The sequence below is a fragment of the Actinoplanes sp. NPDC049118 genome, assembly GCF_040648555.1.
Taxonomy (GTDB): domain Bacteria; phylum Actinomycetota; class Actinomycetes; order Mycobacteriales; family Micromonosporaceae; genus Actinoplanes.
In genome coordinates this window covers 123,526-138,470 of record NZ_JBEZDY010000021.1, presented here as the reverse complement: position 1 = coordinate 138,470, position 14,945 = coordinate 123,526, and the positions used below count along the sequence as shown (strand labels likewise).

Sequence of the window (14,945 nt, the reverse complement as noted above, 5' to 3'; positions counted from 1 at the left end):
AGCGAACTTACGAAGAAAGCCAGGTCGCGAGCGTGACGGGGTCAACATTTCGGTGGTCCAGCGCCCGGTAGGCGGCCGCGACGACCTCCGGTCCGGCGCCCAGCCCGCCGGTCAGGGCGAGACCCGCCCAGGCCGCGTGATCCCCCGGGTCCAGCATCAGACTCCGCTTGTACGCCTGCGCGGCCGCGTCCTGCTCGCCCCGCACGTACGCGAGATCGCCGCCCGGCCCGTCCACCGGATCGCCGCGCAGCACGGCGTGCGCCAGGTCCAGCCGGGCGCTCGCCTCCAGCGCCCGGCGCGGGGCCCTGCGCAGGTGGGACACCACGCGCGGCGGGGGGTCGCCGCGACGCCACGCGTCGGCGAGGGCCCGGGCGTCCGCGGGGTCGACGCGCAGGTTCCGCAGCCGCCAGCGCAGCCGATGGTCCGCGTTGGCGCCGGCGGCGAGCCGCGCCACCTCGGGCGCGACCGGCTCGTCCAGCCAGGGCAGCGCCTCGGCGCGCAGCGCGGTCACGAATCGGATCCCCGCCGCGGTGAGCCCGCCCCGGCCCAGCAACTCGTCCGCCGCGGTGACCACGGCCGAGCGCCACCTCGCGAACTCGAAGGCCGCCAGCGGATCGCCGGCGTGTGCGCGCCGGAAGCGGGTGACGTTGAGATAGGCGTAGGCGCCGTGCAGGATTCCGGACGCCGGGCGCGGGTCGTCGCGCCACGGCGAGTAGCCCAGGGCGTCCGGGTCCTCGTGCAGGTCGAAGAGGTAGTTCACGGCGTTCAGGACGCTGTGCTGTACCTCGTGCAGCAGCCCGACCGCGAGCGCGGTGGCGTCGGCCGGCTCGGACATCGCGACCGCGCCGAACGCGTCCGCGGAGGTCGCGCTGATGCCCCGGGCGGCCGGATCGGCCTCGACGGGAACGATGCAGTCCAGGACCGCGGCCAGCACCTCGGCCTGCGGCCGGGCCCGGCCGACCAGCATCCGCCAGGCCTCGGCGAGGAGTTCCTGCCAGCGTGCCGCCTCGGCGTCGGTGAGCCGCCCGGCCGGCGTCAGCCCGAGCCGGGCCCGCAGCGGATCCCGATCCTCGACCCGTACCGAGATCGACAATCCGTCGTGGGTCGCGGTGAGCAGTCGCTCGGCCCGCCCCGGCGCCGCGGCGAGGTCCGCCAGGTATCCGGAACCTGCCTCTTCGGGCAGACTTCCGAGCCGCAGCGCGCTCAGGTAACTCGCCGCCCACACCCCGGTCAGGGGCCGGGCGAGCATCTCGCGGACGCGCGGGGGATCCGCGCGCTCCTGTGCCACGAGGCTCGCGAACCCCGGCGCGGTCGCGGTCGCGGCGATCTCGCGCAGTAACAACAGGTGCCGGCTGAGCTGGGCGCGGCGCAACTCGCTGACGGTCGCGGCGTCGGGGCGGCCCGCGCCCAGCGCCGCGAACGCGGCGTCGCTGAGCCGGTGCGGTCGCGCGCCGGCGATCCCGGATCGCGTCATGGTCTCCTCAGAGCGCCGAGTTGAAGCCGGCGATGGGCTCGCCCGGCCGGACCAGGTCGTCGGCGAGCCGCCGCAGGCAGTGCGCCAGCGCCGAGTCGTCCGCCGGGCCAGGTGCGGCGTCCGCCGCCAGTTCCGCGAGCGACAGCCCGGAAACGTCGATCATGGCCGATCGCCACTCGGGTGCCGGACCCGTGGTGCTCGTCCCCCCGTCCACGGACACCTACTCTCTGTATTCGGCGACACTGTTTGCCGACCGACAACTATCAATGTATTACCGCAACATTACGGCGGTCGTCGGGTCGGGTGATGTCGGGGAGTTAGCAGAGGCTGCGGTCGCCGGGGTTGACGTGGCGTGATCTCATAGGGACGCCAACACAGCGAAAGTCGGCAACGGAGGACAAACTGTGCTGGGACGGAATGTGGAGGACGCGGAGGACAACGTGCGTGACCAGGTCGACGAGGCGGTCGAGGAGACCGCCGACACCGATGCGGCACCGGAGCAACCGGTGATGCCCTCGCCGCCGTTTCCCACGTTCCAGAGCCGCCCGACGCTGCCGCATCAGGTGCCGGGAGTGGGTTTCGAGAGCGGACGGGACAGCCGTGCCCGCTGAGGACTCCCCGGCGCGCCTGCCCCGGCGTGGCCCGGCTCCGCCCGTCGACCAGATGGACAACGCCGAGTTGGCGCGCCTGATCGAGGCCGAGCACCCCTATCGCGGCAAGGCCCTCTTCGAGCTGTCGGACCGGATCCCGGTCGACGACGACGCTGCGACGAAGGTGGCGATGCTGAGCCGGCTGACCTCGCTGCGGACCGCGCGGCTCTTCGACCGGGTCTCGCTGGCTTGGTCGGCGATCATCGCCCTGCTGGCGGCGGAGACCCCGCACTCGCGGTCCTCGGCCTACGAGGCGTTCTACGCGCTGGCGCCGGAGGAGCAGACCGACATGCTGGACTATCTGGAGGTCACGGCGATCGAAGAGGCGCACCCCCGGATCGGTTAGGCGGCGCGGACCCGGTCGGGCCCGCGCCGACGGCGAGCGTCAGGCCTCGACCTTGACCGTCTTCTTGAATGCGACCCGGTCGCGGACGGCCTTGGCGTCGGGCTTCGGTTCCGGGTAGAACCAGACCGCGTCCTGGATGACCTGCCCGCCAGCCTCGAGCGTGTAGTAGGAAGCCTTGCCCTTCCACGGGCAGACGGTGTGCGTATCCGAGGGTCGCAGCACGTCCTCGCGCAGCGAGGAGCGCGGGAAGTAGGTGTTGCCCTCGACTACCACGGTGTCGTCGCTCTCGGCGATGATCTCGTCGTTCCAGATGGCCTTCGGCATACCCCGAACGTAGCGCGCCGTATGGGTACTGTCCGATACGCGCGATTTATTCACCTCCCGTGGGTGAAACGTGGTGACTCGTCCCCACATTGCCTGCGTCCTGTACGAAGATCTAGAGTCGATCCGCCACGATCCCCCACGGAAGCGGCCGCCATGAACCGCCTGAGCACGCTGCCGAGCGCCCGCGATCAAGCCCGACGCACCCTGCTGCTGATCGGCGCGCCCGCGTCCGCGCGGCTGATCGTGGACGTGCACGGCGCGCTCTTCGACGGCGACCTCTCCACTGCCGCGCTGGCAGCGCTGCTGCGTGACGAGGAGCGGGGCTTCGCCGAGGACGTGCCGGCGGCGTACCGGATCTGCCCGGCGCTGCTGCCGGACCTGACGGCGGCCCGCGGCCTGCTCACCCTCTCGACCTGGCCGTTGACCGGCCGGGTCGCGGCGCCGGCCGCCGACGAGCTCGCGGCGGTCGTCCGGATCGCCGAATTCATCGCCATGCGCGAAACCGCCGGCCAGGCCGCGGCGGCGTTGCTGCGCAAGCTCGCCGAGGGCGTGCCCGGCGGCCCGGAGGCGTACGCGGTGCAGAATCCGGCGACGCTGGCCGACGCGGCCCGGACCGCCCTCGCCGGCGTGGCCGTCACGCCGTTGCCGGAGGAGACCGTCCGCCGCTGGAGCGGCCTCGAGCCGCGGCAGCAGCTCTTCGGCGCGCTCGGCCTGCCGCACCAGCGGGGCCGCCGGTGAGCGCCGCGCTCGACCGGCTCCGCGGCGGCGCGCCGCCGAAGCGGCACAACGCCCGCACGATCGCCGCGCTCACCGGCAATCCCGGCTGCACCCGCCGGGCCGTGCTGGACGCGGCCGGCGTGGACAAGCCGAAGCTCGCGCAGCGGATCGGCTTCCCCGGAAACTTCGGGCAGTCCCGCTTCGCGCTGGCGCGCGGAAACGGCTTCGAGGCGATGCTCAAGGCCGACGACTGCGCGCTGCTGCTCTCCGTGCTCGCCGACTGCCTGCGGCTCGAGCCCGCCGGCGTCTCCTACGACGACCTCGGCGAGGACGCGGACGACACGCTCGCGGCGCGGCACGGGCGCACCCGCAAGCTGCTCGCGGAGGCCGCCGGGGCCGCGCTCATCGACCACCCGCTGCTCACCCTCGACGTCGCCGGCCAGCGGGTCTTCCTGGAGCCGGACCTGATCGCCTTCCAGGTCGAGGGCCGCCTGCACGTGGTCGAGATCAAGTCGTTCGCGATCGTGGACGGCCAGGCGGACAGCGCCAAGGTCTCCGCGGCCGCCGTGCAGGCCGCCGTCTACGTGCTCGCGCTGCGCCGCCTGCTCGAGGAACTCGGTCACGACCCGGCCCTGGTCAGCCACGACGTCGTGCTCGTCTGCACCGAGAACTTCTCGCTGAGCCCGGCGGCCGTGGTCCTCGACGTCCGCAAGCAACTCGCCACGCTCAAGCGTCAGCTCGCCCGCCTGGCGTCGGTCTCGGCGCTGGCCGCCGCCCTGCCGGAGTCGATCAGCTTCGACCCGGCGCTGCCGGCCGCCGATCTGATCGCCGCGCTGGCCGAGATCGAGGCCAGCTACGCCCCGGAGTGCCTGTCCGCCTGCGAACTGGCCGTCTACTGCCGGCACGAGTCCGCCGGGAGCACCGCGGCGCTGGGCCGGCCGGTCCGCGACGCGCTCGGCGGCGTCGGCACCGTCGACGAGGTGCTCGCCCTCGCCACCGGCGACCGGACGCCGACCGGGGAACAGGCCGAGGCCGCCGCGCTGCTCCGGGCCGCGGCGCGGCTGCGGGCCGAAATTCTGTGAGTACGCTCACCGCGCTCGCCCGCGCGCAGGCGTACGCGCAGGGCCGGGCGCAGCGCACCGCGACCGTGCGCCACCTGCACGTGCACCCCCGCCCGCTGGTGATCATTCCGCTGGCGATGGCCGGCGAGGCGAACGCGCCGCTGGCGGCGATGGTCGGCACCGCCGCGGAGGATCCCCGGCTGCTGATCGTGGCGCAGCCCCGCAACCGGGACCACCGCTTCGCGTTCGCCGCCGAGCTCGCCGACGTGCTGGTGCCCTACGTCGACGGCTTCGCGGGCGAGGCCGAGCCGGTCGCGGTCGACCGGGGACGCGACGTGCGGTACCGCTTCACCGACGCGCCCCAGCTCTGGGTCCCCAACACAGGCGGCATCGACTTCCTGCGCCTGTTCGGCCGGTCGACGCGCTTCCGCAGCGTCGAGGGCGAGTACGCGGTCCCGCCCTCCGTGCCGCTGCTCGGGCGCTGGCTCACCTTCTTCGCCAACGCGGCCGAGCTGCCGGGATCGTCGCTGCTGCTCAACGCCGTACAGGCGCTTGGTCTGCACTGGGCGACCGGGCAGAGCAGCGCCGAGGACGCCCAGCTCGCGGCCCTGCTGGGGTGGATTTCCCCGCCGCCGGGGCTCACCGGCGCCGAGGCGGCGCGCTCGGCCGAGGACCCGGCGGTGTCGCCGCCGGCCGGGCCGGCCACCGATCCGTCGTTCGACAACCACGTGCTGGCGCCGCTGATGTCCTCGGCGTCGCCGGACGTCGCGGCGCTGACCGAGGTGCTGCGCGCCCAGCTGCTTCCCACCTGGGACCTGATGTGGCGCGCCCTCGGCCTGCTGCGCGACCTGCCGGCCGGATCCCGGGTGGCCGGGCGCTGGGACGGCGACCGCGACACCTACTCGGGCTTCGTGCAGCACCTGGCCGACGGCGGCCCGCCGCAGCCCCGGCGCGACGGCGCGGTCGCGGCCGCCGCCCGCCTGCACCGCCTCGAGAGCGCCGCCACCCGGTACGCGGTGCAGCGCGCCTTCGATGACCCCCTGGTGATGGCCGAGTACCGGCTGACCGGCGCGGCCTTCGTCGGCCAGGTGACGCTGGCGAAGGCGGACCGGATCGACGACAGCGGCAAGCGGCCGGTGCTGCGCCCCCGCATCATGGTGGTCACCTCCGAGCCGGTGCGCGTCGAGAAGGGCGCGACGCTGACGTCACCGGTCCGGCCGGGCCAGAAGGCACTGGTCGTTTCGGTGACGGTGAGCGACGACACCACGACCGAGGTGCTGCTGGAGCTCTCCGGCGGGATGGGCCGCAAGCTGGTCGCCGAGCCCGGCAGCGTGCCCGAGGTCGGGGAGCGCCTGCTGCTCACCACGCTGAGCGAGGCCTACCGCCCGGGTGGCTCCTTCCCGGACCCGGACCAGACCCCGTGGACACACGGCGGCCCGCCGGTCGCGGAGCCACGCGGCACCTGAGCCTCGGTCAGGCGCCCGTCCGCGCCGGATCACGCCACGCTGCGCCGCCCGGCGTCCAGCGGCCGGAGGCGGCCCGCGCCCAGCCCGGAGCGGATGGTGCGGGCCGTCTCGGCGCGGCCCAGGCCCGCCCAGCGTGCCGCCGCGGTCAGCTCGCCGGTCACCGTCGCCGCGTCCAGCAGGCCGGCACCGACGAGCCGGCCGAGCGCGAAGGCCGCCCGGTTCAGGGTGTCGTTGCGGGTGCCGACGGGGGCGTGCGCCACGCGGTCCGCCTCGGCCTCGCACGCGACGGCCGCGTAACGGTCGGGGTGGACGATCGTGCCCCGGCCGGACTCCGGCGTCGCCGACGGCGGATCCGGGCCGGCGATCAGGTCCCGCAGCGCCGCCGGAACGGCGGCCGGATCACCGGGACGGACCACCCAGTAGTAGGCGGTGCCGTTCGCGTGCCGGGACGGCGGCGCGATCACGTAGCCGCCGGCACCACGCCAGTCGACCCCGGGCAGCAGGCGCACCCGGTTGCCGAATCCGATCGGGGAGAACCAGAAGTGCCAGCCACCGCCGCCCGTCCGGACCTGCGGACCACGGGGCAGCTCGCCGCCGAGCAGATGCCGCAGGCCGTGCCAGCCGCCGGGGGAGTCGACGTCGGCGACGTCCATGACGACGCCGGTGCGCAGCCCGACGTTGGCCTCCGGCCACCGCGCCCACCACATCTCGATGCGCCGCGGATCGACGCTGGCGTCGGTCAGGCCGTGCCGCAGGCGCGGGTGCTTGCCCGGCCGCTCGCAGCCGGCCCGGCCGCAGGAGCAGGACCCGTCGGCCGCAGGGGTGTGCACCGGCAGGACGGGGATCCCGTGCCGGGCATAGGCGAGCGCCGCGTCGAACAGCATTGGCACAAGTGTACGAAGAAAGTCGCCCGCGCGCACCGGTCCGTCAGTGCTGTGGCAGGGCCTTGAGCACGTGCGCGATGTGGTGCGAGGTGCTCCAGGCCATCCAGCTCGCCGAACTGCCGCCGCCCCGCGCGCTGCGGGCCTGCCGGGCGATCTGCGCGTCGCCCCAGGAGAACCGCGCGCCGGCCGCGGGCCACTGCGGCGAGTCGACCAGGGTGCGGCACAGGTCGTGGCACCGGTCGTCGCTGCGGCCACCGCGCCGGGCCCAGCGGTAGATCCACCAGTCGCGGTCGGCGGTGTAGCGCAGGGTGGGCAGCTGCCGGTGGTTGATGCCGAGCCGGCGTACCGGTGAGGTGACGCCGTAGTCGGCATAGCCGATGCCGGGCTCGCTGAGCCGGGACCAGACCTGGGCGTCGAGCCGCCCGACCGTGACCGGCTCGTCGGTCGGCAGGTCGTCGAGGTTCGGCGGCATCGCGCCGGCGGCGACGGTGATCGATCGCCAGGGCGACGCCCGCGCCCAGCGCAGCATGCTGCGGGCCCGCTCCTCGAACCGGTTGGCGTGCGCGGTGCAGGCGGTCTCGGCCAGGTCGATGACCAGATCGACGCGCTCGAACTCGAGCCCGGCCCCGGCGAGCATCCGGTCGGTGAGGGCGGTCGCGGTGAGCGCGTTGCGGGCGTCGAGGTGGGGCTGCAGCCTCAGGACGGCCCGCAGGAGGTGCATGCGCGCGGCCAGGCCGTGCTCCAGCAGCCGGCGCGGACTGTCGTACGCCCGGAGCACGGGCAGCATCGCGACGCCGACGTCGGCCAGCTCCTCGGCGAGGTCGAGCGGCGGCGAGGAGAGCGGATCCCAGGGGTCCGCGATGGTGCCCAGATCAACGGCGATCACGCCGGTCCTGGGCGGAATCTTGCGGACCAGCTGTGGAAGGTGCTCGGTCGCGGAGACCTCGATGATCGGCATCACCAGCCTCGCGGCATCGGCGTCGAGGTGATGCAGGGCGGCGAGCTCACCACGACGGGGCCGCAGAATCGGCCGGTAGACACCATCGGTCATTCACTCAAGGTAGCGTCGGATACTCGACATGTAACAATGTGGACGGGGTTACTCACATCTGGTGACGATCCTGTGCCCCCGGTGCGACGGGATACGGTGCCTCGGTGATCCTGTCTCCCGAGACTCCCGGCGCCGAGGCCACCCGTGTGGTGGACGCGGTGCTGCGGGACCTGGCAACGACCGACCACCGCGGCGTCGTGGTCGACTCCCCGCCCGGCGCGGGCAAGAGCACCCTGGTCGTCCGCGCGGCGGGCGTGCTGGCGGGCACGGGCACCTCCCTGATGATCGTGGCGCAGACGAACGAGCAGGTCGACGACCTGATCGCCCGGCTCGGCGTGGCGTCGCCGGCCCTGTCGGTCGGCCGGCTGTCGGCGGTCGACTACGCGGCCACGGAGCGGGTCCGCTCCCACCCCGGCTGCCGCGTGGGCGCGAAGGTGGCGGACCTGGGCGGCCCCCCGGTCACGATCGGCACGGCGGCGAAGTGGGCAACGGTCACCGAGGGCACCTGGCCGTGGGCGATCGTCGACGAGGCGTACCAGATGCGCTCGGACGCGCTGCTGCGCGTGGCGCCCCGCTTCGAACGGGCGCTCTTCGTCGGCGACCCCGGGCAGCTGGACCCGTTCTCGACGGTCGAGGTCGATCGCTGGACCGGCCTGTCCTGGGACCCGATGCAGAGCGCCGTGGCGGTGCTGCTGCGCCACAACCCGCAGCTGCCGGTGCACCGCCTCCCCGTCTCGTGGCGCCTGCCGGCGTCCGCGGCGCCGGTCGTCGCGGCGGCGTTCTACCCGTTCACGGGCTTCCGCTCGGGGACCGGCCCGGGGGAGCGGACCCTGAGCTTCGCGGTGCCGGCCGCCACCGAACTCGATGCGGTGCTGGACACGGCCGCGGCGACGGGCTGGGGCCTGCACGAGCTGCCGGCGCGGTTCACGGTCCGTACCGACGCCGAGGCCGCGGCCGCGTGCGCGCACGCCGCGGCCCGCGCCCTGGCTCGCGGGGCGGTCGCGGTGTCGGAGGCGGGCCCGGTGTCGCTGACCGCGTCGCGGATCGCGATCGGCGCGGCCCACCGCGACCAGGTCGCCGCGATCCGCTCGTTGCTGCCGGAGCACGCGCGGGAGATCACCGTCGACACGGCAAACCGCCTGCAGGGCCGCGAGTACGACCTGACCGTGGTGCTGCACCCGCTGTCGGGCCGCCGGGACGCGACGGCCTTCCACCTGGAGTCCGGGCGGTTGTGCGTGCTCACGTCGCGGCACCGGCACGCCTGCGTGGTGGTTGCCCGGGCGGGCATCGCGGAGCTGCTGGACGCGCACCCGTCGACGGAACCGGTCCACCTGGGCGTGCCGGTGAAATTCCCCGACGGCTGGGAGGCGAACCAGTCGATGCTCGCCCACCTCAGCGGGGCCCGCCCCTGATCCGCGGGGCTCAGCTGCCCAGCCACGCCCCGATTCTCGGTGCGCAGCCACGCTCGACCGCCGCCCAGGACGCGCCGAACGCCTCACCCGAGGCCTGCGCCGGGCCGCGCCCGCCGTGCGCCATCCGGTCGAAGAAGTCGAGCATCCGCGCCTCGCCGAACGTCTCGCTGAGACAGCGCATCGCGAAGAAGCCCATCCCGTAGTAGCCGCTGCGGTACGCCGACGCATGCGACCACTCCAGATCGAGCTGCCGCGTCCACCGGATCTTCGCCGCCAGCGCGCGGGCGTCGCCGGTGCGGTCGTACGCCGAGACCGGGTGCCCGGTCCACGCCACGTACTCCGCGATGCCCTCGGTCGCCCACTCGCCGACCCGGGTCGAGGGGCCGTACCGGGTGGCGATGTGTGCCATCTCGTGCCTGAGTACGTTCTCGCCGTGCGCGTCGGGCCTGACCTTCGTCGTGTCGATGACGATGAAGCCGGACGTGTCGCTGGGGCGCAGCGCGTACCCGAGGACGTCGCGGTCGGTGAAGGCCGAGAACCAGGTCCTCCACTCGCTCCTGCCGGCCAGGAAGACGAGGTAGCTGCCGACCCGCGGTTCGGTCAGGGCGAACCGGTCCGCGACGACGGCCGCGCGCTCGGCGGGCGCCAGCCACTCCGCCGGCCGCAGCCGGCCACGCGGCGCCGCCACGATCACCCGGCGGCCGGCCGCGAAGGAGAGGGCGCCGCGCTCCCACGGCGTCGGACGGCTCGGCAGCCGAGCCTCGCTGTCGAAGGCGAACCGCAAGAGCACGGCCCGGTCGCCCGTGACCCTCCAGGCGGTCCTCGCCGTCAGCAGATCGGTGCTCGGCTCCGGCCGGCCCGCCGCGGCGCGCTCCCGGGTGCAGACCGGACCGGCGAAGCAGACCCGGATCCTGACGTCGGTGTTCCACACCGGCCCGGTCTGCCCGGCGGCGAGGCCGGCCGGGTCGGTCACCCAGCCGGAGATCCGCAGGCCGTGGAGGTTTCGGTATAGGCGGTGCATCTCGGAGGTCAGGGCGGGGTCGACGTCGCGCAGCCAGCCGCGTTCGTCGCCGCCGATCAGGGCGGCGGCCTGCCGGCCGAGCGTCCCGCGGATGAGCCCGTCGGCACGGGTGGCCGGGGACCCGCGCGCCGACGCCGTGTCGACGGCCCGAGCGGCGCGGGCGCTGTCCTGCTCCAGCCGGTGATCCGGACCGGGCAGACCCAGACTTCCGCAGACCAGCAGGGCGACCAGGGCGAGCCGGGACCAGGGATACGGCAGCCGTCGCCGCCTGTATGCGTCGGACCCACTCACAGTGTCGGACATTACCGCCGACGACCGGCGATTTCAGCCTCGCGGTCCGTCCATCATGGATCTCAGCGTGACCGAGGGGCAACGGACCGTCGTACCCCTTCGGTATTCTGAACGGGTTCTCGGGCGGGACCGGCGCGGGAGGTTGCGATGAGCGACGGATCGATCAGCGTGGAGACCGGCGGACTGGACAGGTTCGCCGGGGACGTGGGCTTCTATGCCGTCGAGGTCGACCCGCTGGACGTCGACCGCGCACGGCAGTCGTTCTCCGCGGGCATCACGTTCGGCCGGCGGAACGCGAGCGTGCCGCTGCTGCATACCAAGGAGAACTACGGGAAGGCCCTGGCCAACTCCCTGACCAACCTCAGCCGCTTCGTGGAGGCGGCGAAGATCCTGGCCGACGCCGCGGAGCAGGCGGCGAGGGAATACCGGGCCGTGGACGACCGGTCCGCGAGGAGCATCGACAACATCAACTACATGCTGACGACCGCGGCCGAGCGCGCGCAGGCGGTCCGCGACGGCAGGACGACACTGTGAGCGACGGAATCTTCGTTCCGAGCGGGGCTACGCCCTGGTCGGCCTACAACACGCCACGGATCTGGGCGATGGTGGAGGGCGAGGACGACCCGGAGTCCTGGCGCCAGGTCGCGGCGCTGGGTTCGATGGCGGGCCTGCTGAAGGATCAGCGGGCACGGCTCGAAGCGGCGAAGCAGCAGCTGATGGATGTCTGGCCGCCGGGGGAGAACAAGGCGTCGGCTGCGTTCGTCGAGCTGATCGACAATCTGCTCTTCACCATGCAGAAGAACAAAGAGACAGCAGACGCGAACGCCGCCGCCCTGGGCCGAGTCCTTGATGAGCTGCGGCAGGCGAAAGCCGACATCGCCCCGCTTTACCAGTCGTACCTGGAGAAGAGCGACGACTGGATGCCGGGATGGTGGGACAACGCCGAGGAAGAGTTGGACGATCAGGCGCGGGCACGCATGCGGGAGTCCGAGCGGGTCATAGCTCAGCCGGACAACGCCATTACCCCGCCCGGTCTATACGAGTTCACGCCAGGCGAGTTCGTCAGCAGGCCGGTCAATGGCGCCGACGACATCGGCGGGGGTGGCCGATTGTCCGCACCCGGCCGAGGCGCGGATGGAGCGGTCGACTTCCCGATCCCCCATGATCCACCGCCGACACTGCCGGCTTCGGGATCGGCCACGTCGTCCGATGCTCTGCCCCGGCCTTCCGTCGAGCCCGGTCCGTCATCCGGTCCGGACCTTGCCGGCGTCATCACACCGCCCACCGGCACTGTTCCGGCGGCACCCCCGGTTGCGCCAACCGTGCCTGGCGGGTCACCTCCCGCGCAGACGAGTCCGGGTCTGGTAATCGGTGGCGGACTTCCGGGAGGCTTCGCCGGGCAGACGGCCAGGGCGGTCAACGGCGGCCTGACCCCATTCGGGACCGGGCCGCAGCGCGGTAGCGGCGGTTCGGTGAGCGGTCGCGGCTCGCTCGGCCGTGGCGGATCGCCAGCGACCAAGCCCGTAACGCCGTCCTGGCTTCCACCTGCTTCGGGGCAGCCCACACGGGGAGTGACCGGTGCCGGCCGTCGCCCGGGCGTCTCGCCGGTCCTGCCGGCGGCTGGTGGACGAGCGCCCGGCAAGGGGCAGGACGAAAACGTGACCTTCGATCCGGACAACCCGTGGGTAACCGCTGAAGGTGTCGCCCCGGTCATCGAGCCCTCGCGGAAACGACATCGCCATGACCCCGGACCCGGCGTCATCGGGCGGCACGGGTGAGGCTGATCGTTGCCGCGCGTCGTTTTTCGGCCGCAGCGCTGGCGTTTCTGCTGTCGTCGGTGAGCTGGGCGCCGCCTGCCCTTGCAGATCAGCACCGGGAGGGGCAGTGGTACCTCGACGACCTGCGTGTCTCGGATGTCCACCGGATCACCAAGGGCGGCGGTGTCACTGTTGCGGTGATCGACAGTGGCGTGTGGGCAGGACATCCCGACTTGCGGGGTGCAGTATTGCCCGGATTCAACGTTTTGGGGAACGGGGACGCCCGTCAGGACGTCCGGGGCCATGGAACCCAGATGGCCGGGATCATCGCGGCGCGGGGTCGATCCGGGGGCAGAGGTGTCCTGGGCCTCGCGCCGGAGGCGAAGATCCTGCCGGCTTCACCAGCTCTCAGTGCACTGGTGGTGTCGGAAGCCATCGATTGGTCGGTCGAGCACGGTGCCAGGGTCATCAACATGTCCTTCCTCGTCCTGGACGACGAGACGCTGGCAGCTGCCGTCAAGCGGGCCGCCAGGGCTGATGTCGTGCTGGTCGCTGGGTCAGGCAACGACGGTGAGAGGAATGGCGCCGGCTACGAGCATCCGGCGGCGTATCCCGAGGTGTTGGCGGTCGGCGCGACCGACAGGGCCGGCAAGGTAATGCCGTTCTCCCATCAAGGCCCGTACCTGGACATCGTTGCCCCGGGCGCGGATGTGGTCGTGGCGAACGGTGACCAGGACAAGCAGTACGAGCGGGTCGAGGGCACGAGCGTGTCGACCGCGATCGTTTCCGGGGCCGCCGCTCTGATCAGGTCGAAGTATCCCGAGCTCACCGCCGCGCAGGTCGTTCGGGCGCTGGAGTCCGCCGCGGTGGACAAGGGCCCCGCCGGCCGCGACGACGCGTACGGCTACGGCGAGTTGGACCTGGTGGCCGCGCTGGACGTGGCGGCCTCCCTGACGCCCGGCCCCGAGGCGTCGACCGGCGCCCCGCCCACCTCCGGCTCGCGCGGCGACGACGCCGGCCTCCCGGCGGTCGCGATCGCCGGGATCGGTGTCCTGCTCCTCGGCGGCGCGGTCGTGCTGCTGGCGTTCGTGCGGCGTCGTCGCCGGATCAGGGTTTGAGCCAGCCCGCGATCCTCGGCCGGCAGGCGCTCTCCACCGCGTCCCACGGCGTGTTCAGCGCGGACCGCGAGGCCTCGGCCGGCGACTCGCCCCGCCGGACCACCTGCGCGAAGAAGTTCAACAGCCTCGGCTCACCGTACGTCTCCGCGATGCAGCGCATCGCCAGGAAGCCCATCGCGTAGAACCCGAAGCGTTCGGCCGGGTCCGCCGACCATTCCAGGTCCAGCCTTCCGCCCCAGCCGGTGTGCTCGACGTGCCAGCGCGCGTCGAGGATGAGCTCGTACGACTTCACCGGCCGGCCCGCGTACGCGATGTATTCGGCCATGCCCTCGACCGCCCACTCGTCGCCGTTGTCCAGGGTTCCGAGCAGGGTCGCGATGTGGCCCAGCTCGTGGCGGAGCAGGCTCTCGTCCGCGAAGTCCGCGCCGAGCCCGGTCGCGTCGACCACCGCGAACGCCGTGGATTCGCTGGTTCTGTCCACGAAGGCCGCCGCCTCGCGGTCCGTGCCCGCCGCGGTGTCCCACTCCCGCTGACCGGCCAGGAACACCAGGTATCTGCCCGGTTTCGGCTCGGTCAGGGCGTAGCGGTCCGCGACCTTTGCCGCCCGTTCCGCTGCGGGGAGCCATTGCGCCGGCGTCGCGCCGGGCAGGTTCTCCGGCGCCGCGACCACCACCCGCCTGCCGGTGGCGAACTTCAGCGTCGTGTTCTTCCACGGCACCGGGCCGTCCGTCGTGGACTGCTCGAATGCCGTCAGGACCGCGCGATCCCCGGTCACCGTCCATCTGGTGCGCGCGGATATGACGTCGCCGAGCGGAACGTACGTCTCCGGCGTACGGGCGCAGGCCGGCGCCGCGAAGCACACCCGGATCTGTACCTCCGCGTCCCATTCCGGGCCGCCCTCGACGCCGCGGGTGCGCGGTAGCCAGCCCGACACCTGTAGTCCGCGCAGGTTCGCGTACAGGCGTGCCCATTCTCTGTACAGGGATTCGTCGACGTTGCTGAGCCATCCGGTTCTGTCGCCGCGCAGCAGCGCGGCGCCCTGGCGGTCGAGCGCGGCGCGGATCGTTCTCTCGGCGCTGTGCGACCGGGCCGCGGCGGCGCGGGTGTAGGTCAGGCTGAGGACGAAGAGTCCTCCGCAGAGCAGGGTCAGCACCCCGAAAACGGCCACCCAGCGGTCAGCCCGCCGTGTGGACGGCTGCGCGGTGGTGGCCTCGCCGATCACAGCCGGGCACCCTACCAACTGCGGTGCGCCGCGACGAGGGGTCGAGCACCGTCGGTAGGTGTTTGCAGGACGGTCACCGGCTCGAAATGTGGGAGCGCTTTACTGTCAGATAGAGGACAGATCCGCGATCTCACATGCAACTTGCACGCGC

Annotated in this window: 16 protein-coding genes; 9 read left to right on the top strand and 7 right to left on the bottom strand. The window is 73.0% G+C overall.

Annotation, left to right across the window (positions count from 1 at the left end):
• Window positions 1–7 precede the first annotated feature (7 nt).
• The gene (locus AB0B58_RS29850) at window positions 8–1,474 is read right to left on the bottom strand and encodes an aKG-HExxH-type peptide beta-hydroxylase (protein WP_360230278.1); all 1,467 of its coding nucleotides are present in this window, start codon (window positions 1,472–1,474) and stop codon (window positions 8–10) included.
• 7 nt (window positions 1,475–1,481) lie between these two features.
• Complete coding sequence (fxsA, locus tag AB0B58_RS29845) at window positions 1,482–1,637, bottom strand: FxSxx-COOH cyclophane-containing RiPP peptide (RefSeq protein ID WP_360230276.1); 156 nt, start codon at window positions 1,635–1,637, stop codon at window positions 1,482–1,484.
• A 241-nt stretch (window positions 1,638–1,878) separates the two neighbouring features.
• On the opposite strand from fxsA, the gene AB0B58_RS29840 reads away from it, so the two are divergent.
• On the top strand, window positions 1,879–2,085 hold the full coding sequence (locus tag AB0B58_RS29840) for a hypothetical protein (protein WP_360230274.1): 207 nt from the start codon (window positions 1,879–1,881) through the stop codon (window positions 2,083–2,085).
• Window positions 2,075–2,470 (top strand): hypothetical protein, encoded by a 396-nt coding sequence (locus tag AB0B58_RS29835; protein ID WP_360230272.1) that lies wholly within the window; start codon window positions 2,075–2,077, stop codon window positions 2,468–2,470. Before AB0B58_RS29840 ends, AB0B58_RS29835 begins: the two co-directional genes overlap by 11 nt.
• A gap of 39 nt (window positions 2,471–2,509) precedes the next feature.
• On the opposite strand, the gene AB0B58_RS29830 is transcribed toward AB0B58_RS29835, so the two are convergent.
• On the bottom strand, window positions 2,510–2,794 hold the full coding sequence (locus AB0B58_RS29830) for a DUF427 domain-containing protein (protein ID WP_360230270.1): 285 nt from the start codon (window positions 2,792–2,794) through the stop codon (window positions 2,510–2,512).
• A gap of 153 nt (window positions 2,795–2,947) precedes the next feature.
• Here AB0B58_RS29830 and AB0B58_RS29825 point away from each other — a divergent pair, with 153 nt between their 5' ends.
• From AB0B58_RS29825 to AB0B58_RS29815, 3 genes are read left to right on the top strand one after another with little or no spacing between them, the layout of a single operon-like run.
• Entirely contained in the window at window positions 2,948–3,532 is a 585-nt protein-coding gene (locus tag AB0B58_RS29825) for a hypothetical protein (RefSeq protein ID WP_360230268.1), read from the top strand.
• Window positions 3,529–4,593, top strand: a complete 1,065-nt coding sequence (locus AB0B58_RS29820; RefSeq protein WP_360230266.1) for a hypothetical protein — start codon at window positions 3,529–3,531, stop codon at window positions 4,591–4,593. The genes AB0B58_RS29825 and AB0B58_RS29820 overlap by 4 nt, the downstream gene beginning before the upstream one ends.
• Window positions 4,590–6,038, top strand: a complete 1,449-nt coding sequence (locus AB0B58_RS29815; protein WP_360230264.1) for a hypothetical protein — start codon at window positions 4,590–4,592, stop codon at window positions 6,036–6,038. The genes AB0B58_RS29820 and AB0B58_RS29815 overlap by 4 nt, the downstream gene beginning before the upstream one ends.
• 29 nt (window positions 6,039–6,067) lie before the next feature.
• On the opposite strand, the gene AB0B58_RS29810 is transcribed toward AB0B58_RS29815, so the two are convergent.
• Together AB0B58_RS29810 and AB0B58_RS29805 are read right to left on the bottom strand one after the other, a co-directional pair.
• Window positions 6,068–6,922: a bifunctional DNA primase/polymerase gene (locus AB0B58_RS29810; protein ID WP_360230262.1), complete on the bottom strand. Its 855-nt coding sequence runs from the start codon at window positions 6,920–6,922 to the stop codon at window positions 6,068–6,070.
• A 43-nt stretch (window positions 6,923–6,965) separates the two neighbouring features.
• On the bottom strand, window positions 6,966–7,973 hold the full coding sequence (locus AB0B58_RS29805) for a beta family protein (protein WP_360230260.1): 1,008 nt from the start codon (window positions 7,971–7,973) through the stop codon (window positions 6,966–6,968).
• Between the two features lie 110 nt (window positions 7,974–8,083).
• Between AB0B58_RS29805 and AB0B58_RS29800 the strand changes: the two genes are divergently transcribed.
• On the top strand, window positions 8,084–9,385 hold the full coding sequence (locus tag AB0B58_RS29800; RefSeq protein WP_360230345.1) for an AAA family ATPase: 1,302 nt from the start codon (window positions 8,084–8,086) through the stop codon (window positions 9,383–9,385).
• A 10-nt stretch (window positions 9,386–9,395) separates the two neighbouring features.
• Here the strand turns inward: AB0B58_RS29800 and AB0B58_RS29795 are convergent, their stop codons facing one another.
• Window positions 9,396–10,697, bottom strand: a complete 1,302-nt coding sequence (locus AB0B58_RS29795) for a hypothetical protein (RefSeq protein WP_360230258.1) — start codon at window positions 10,695–10,697, stop codon at window positions 9,396–9,398.
• A 147-nt stretch (window positions 10,698–10,844) separates the two neighbouring features.
• Between AB0B58_RS29795 and AB0B58_RS29790 the strand changes: the two genes are divergently transcribed.
• From AB0B58_RS29790 to AB0B58_RS29780, 3 genes are read left to right on the top strand one after another with little or no spacing between them, the layout of a single operon-like run.
• Window positions 10,845–11,231 (top strand): type VII secretion target, encoded by a 387-nt coding sequence (locus tag AB0B58_RS29790; protein ID WP_360230256.1) that lies wholly within the window; start codon window positions 10,845–10,847, stop codon window positions 11,229–11,231.
• Window positions 11,228–12,475 carry a hypothetical protein gene (locus AB0B58_RS29785; RefSeq protein WP_360230254.1) on the top strand — a complete coding sequence of 416 codons (1,248 nt, stop codon included), beginning with the start codon at window positions 11,228–11,230 and terminating at the stop codon, window positions 12,473–12,475. Before AB0B58_RS29790 ends, AB0B58_RS29785 begins: the two co-directional genes overlap by 4 nt.
• Complete coding sequence (locus AB0B58_RS29780; protein WP_360230252.1) at window positions 12,472–13,572, top strand: S8 family serine peptidase; 1,101 nt, start codon at window positions 12,472–12,474, stop codon at window positions 13,570–13,572. Before AB0B58_RS29785 ends, AB0B58_RS29780 begins: the two co-directional genes overlap by 4 nt.
• Here AB0B58_RS29780 and AB0B58_RS29775 read toward each other — a convergent pair.
• Window positions 13,562–14,794, bottom strand: a complete 1,233-nt coding sequence (locus AB0B58_RS29775; RefSeq protein WP_360230250.1) for a hypothetical protein — start codon at window positions 14,792–14,794, stop codon at window positions 13,562–13,564. The two genes, AB0B58_RS29780 and AB0B58_RS29775, sit on opposite strands and share 11 nt — an antisense overlap.
• Between the last annotated feature and the right edge of the window lie 151 nt (window positions 14,795–14,945).

Excerpts from the sequence above, each read along its gene's own strand:
- AB0B58_RS29850 (WP_360230278.1), bottom strand. The coding sequence starts at position 1,474 with ATGACGCGATCCGGGATCGCCGGCGCGCGACCGCACCGGCTCAGCGAC.
- fxsA (WP_360230276.1), bottom strand. The coding sequence starts at position 1,637 with ATGATCGACGTTTCCGGGCTGTCGCTCGCGGAACTGGCGGCGGACGCC.
- AB0B58_RS29830 (WP_360230270.1), bottom strand. The coding sequence starts at position 2,794 with ATGCCGAAGGCCATCTGGAACGACGAGATCATCGCCGAGAGCGACGAC.
- AB0B58_RS29825 (WP_360230268.1), top strand. The coding sequence starts at position 2,948 with ATGAACCGCCTGAGCACGCTGCCGAGCGCCCGCGATCAAGCCCGACGC.
- AB0B58_RS29810 (WP_360230262.1), bottom strand. The coding sequence starts at position 6,922 with ATGCTGTTCGACGCGGCGCTCGCCTATGCCCGGCACGGGATCCCCGTC.
- AB0B58_RS29805 (WP_360230260.1), bottom strand. The coding sequence starts at position 7,973 with ATGACCGATGGTGTCTACCGGCCGATTCTGCGGCCCCGTCGTGGTGAG.
- AB0B58_RS29790 (WP_360230256.1), top strand. The coding sequence starts at position 10,845 with ATGAGCGACGGATCGATCAGCGTGGAGACCGGCGGACTGGACAGGTTC.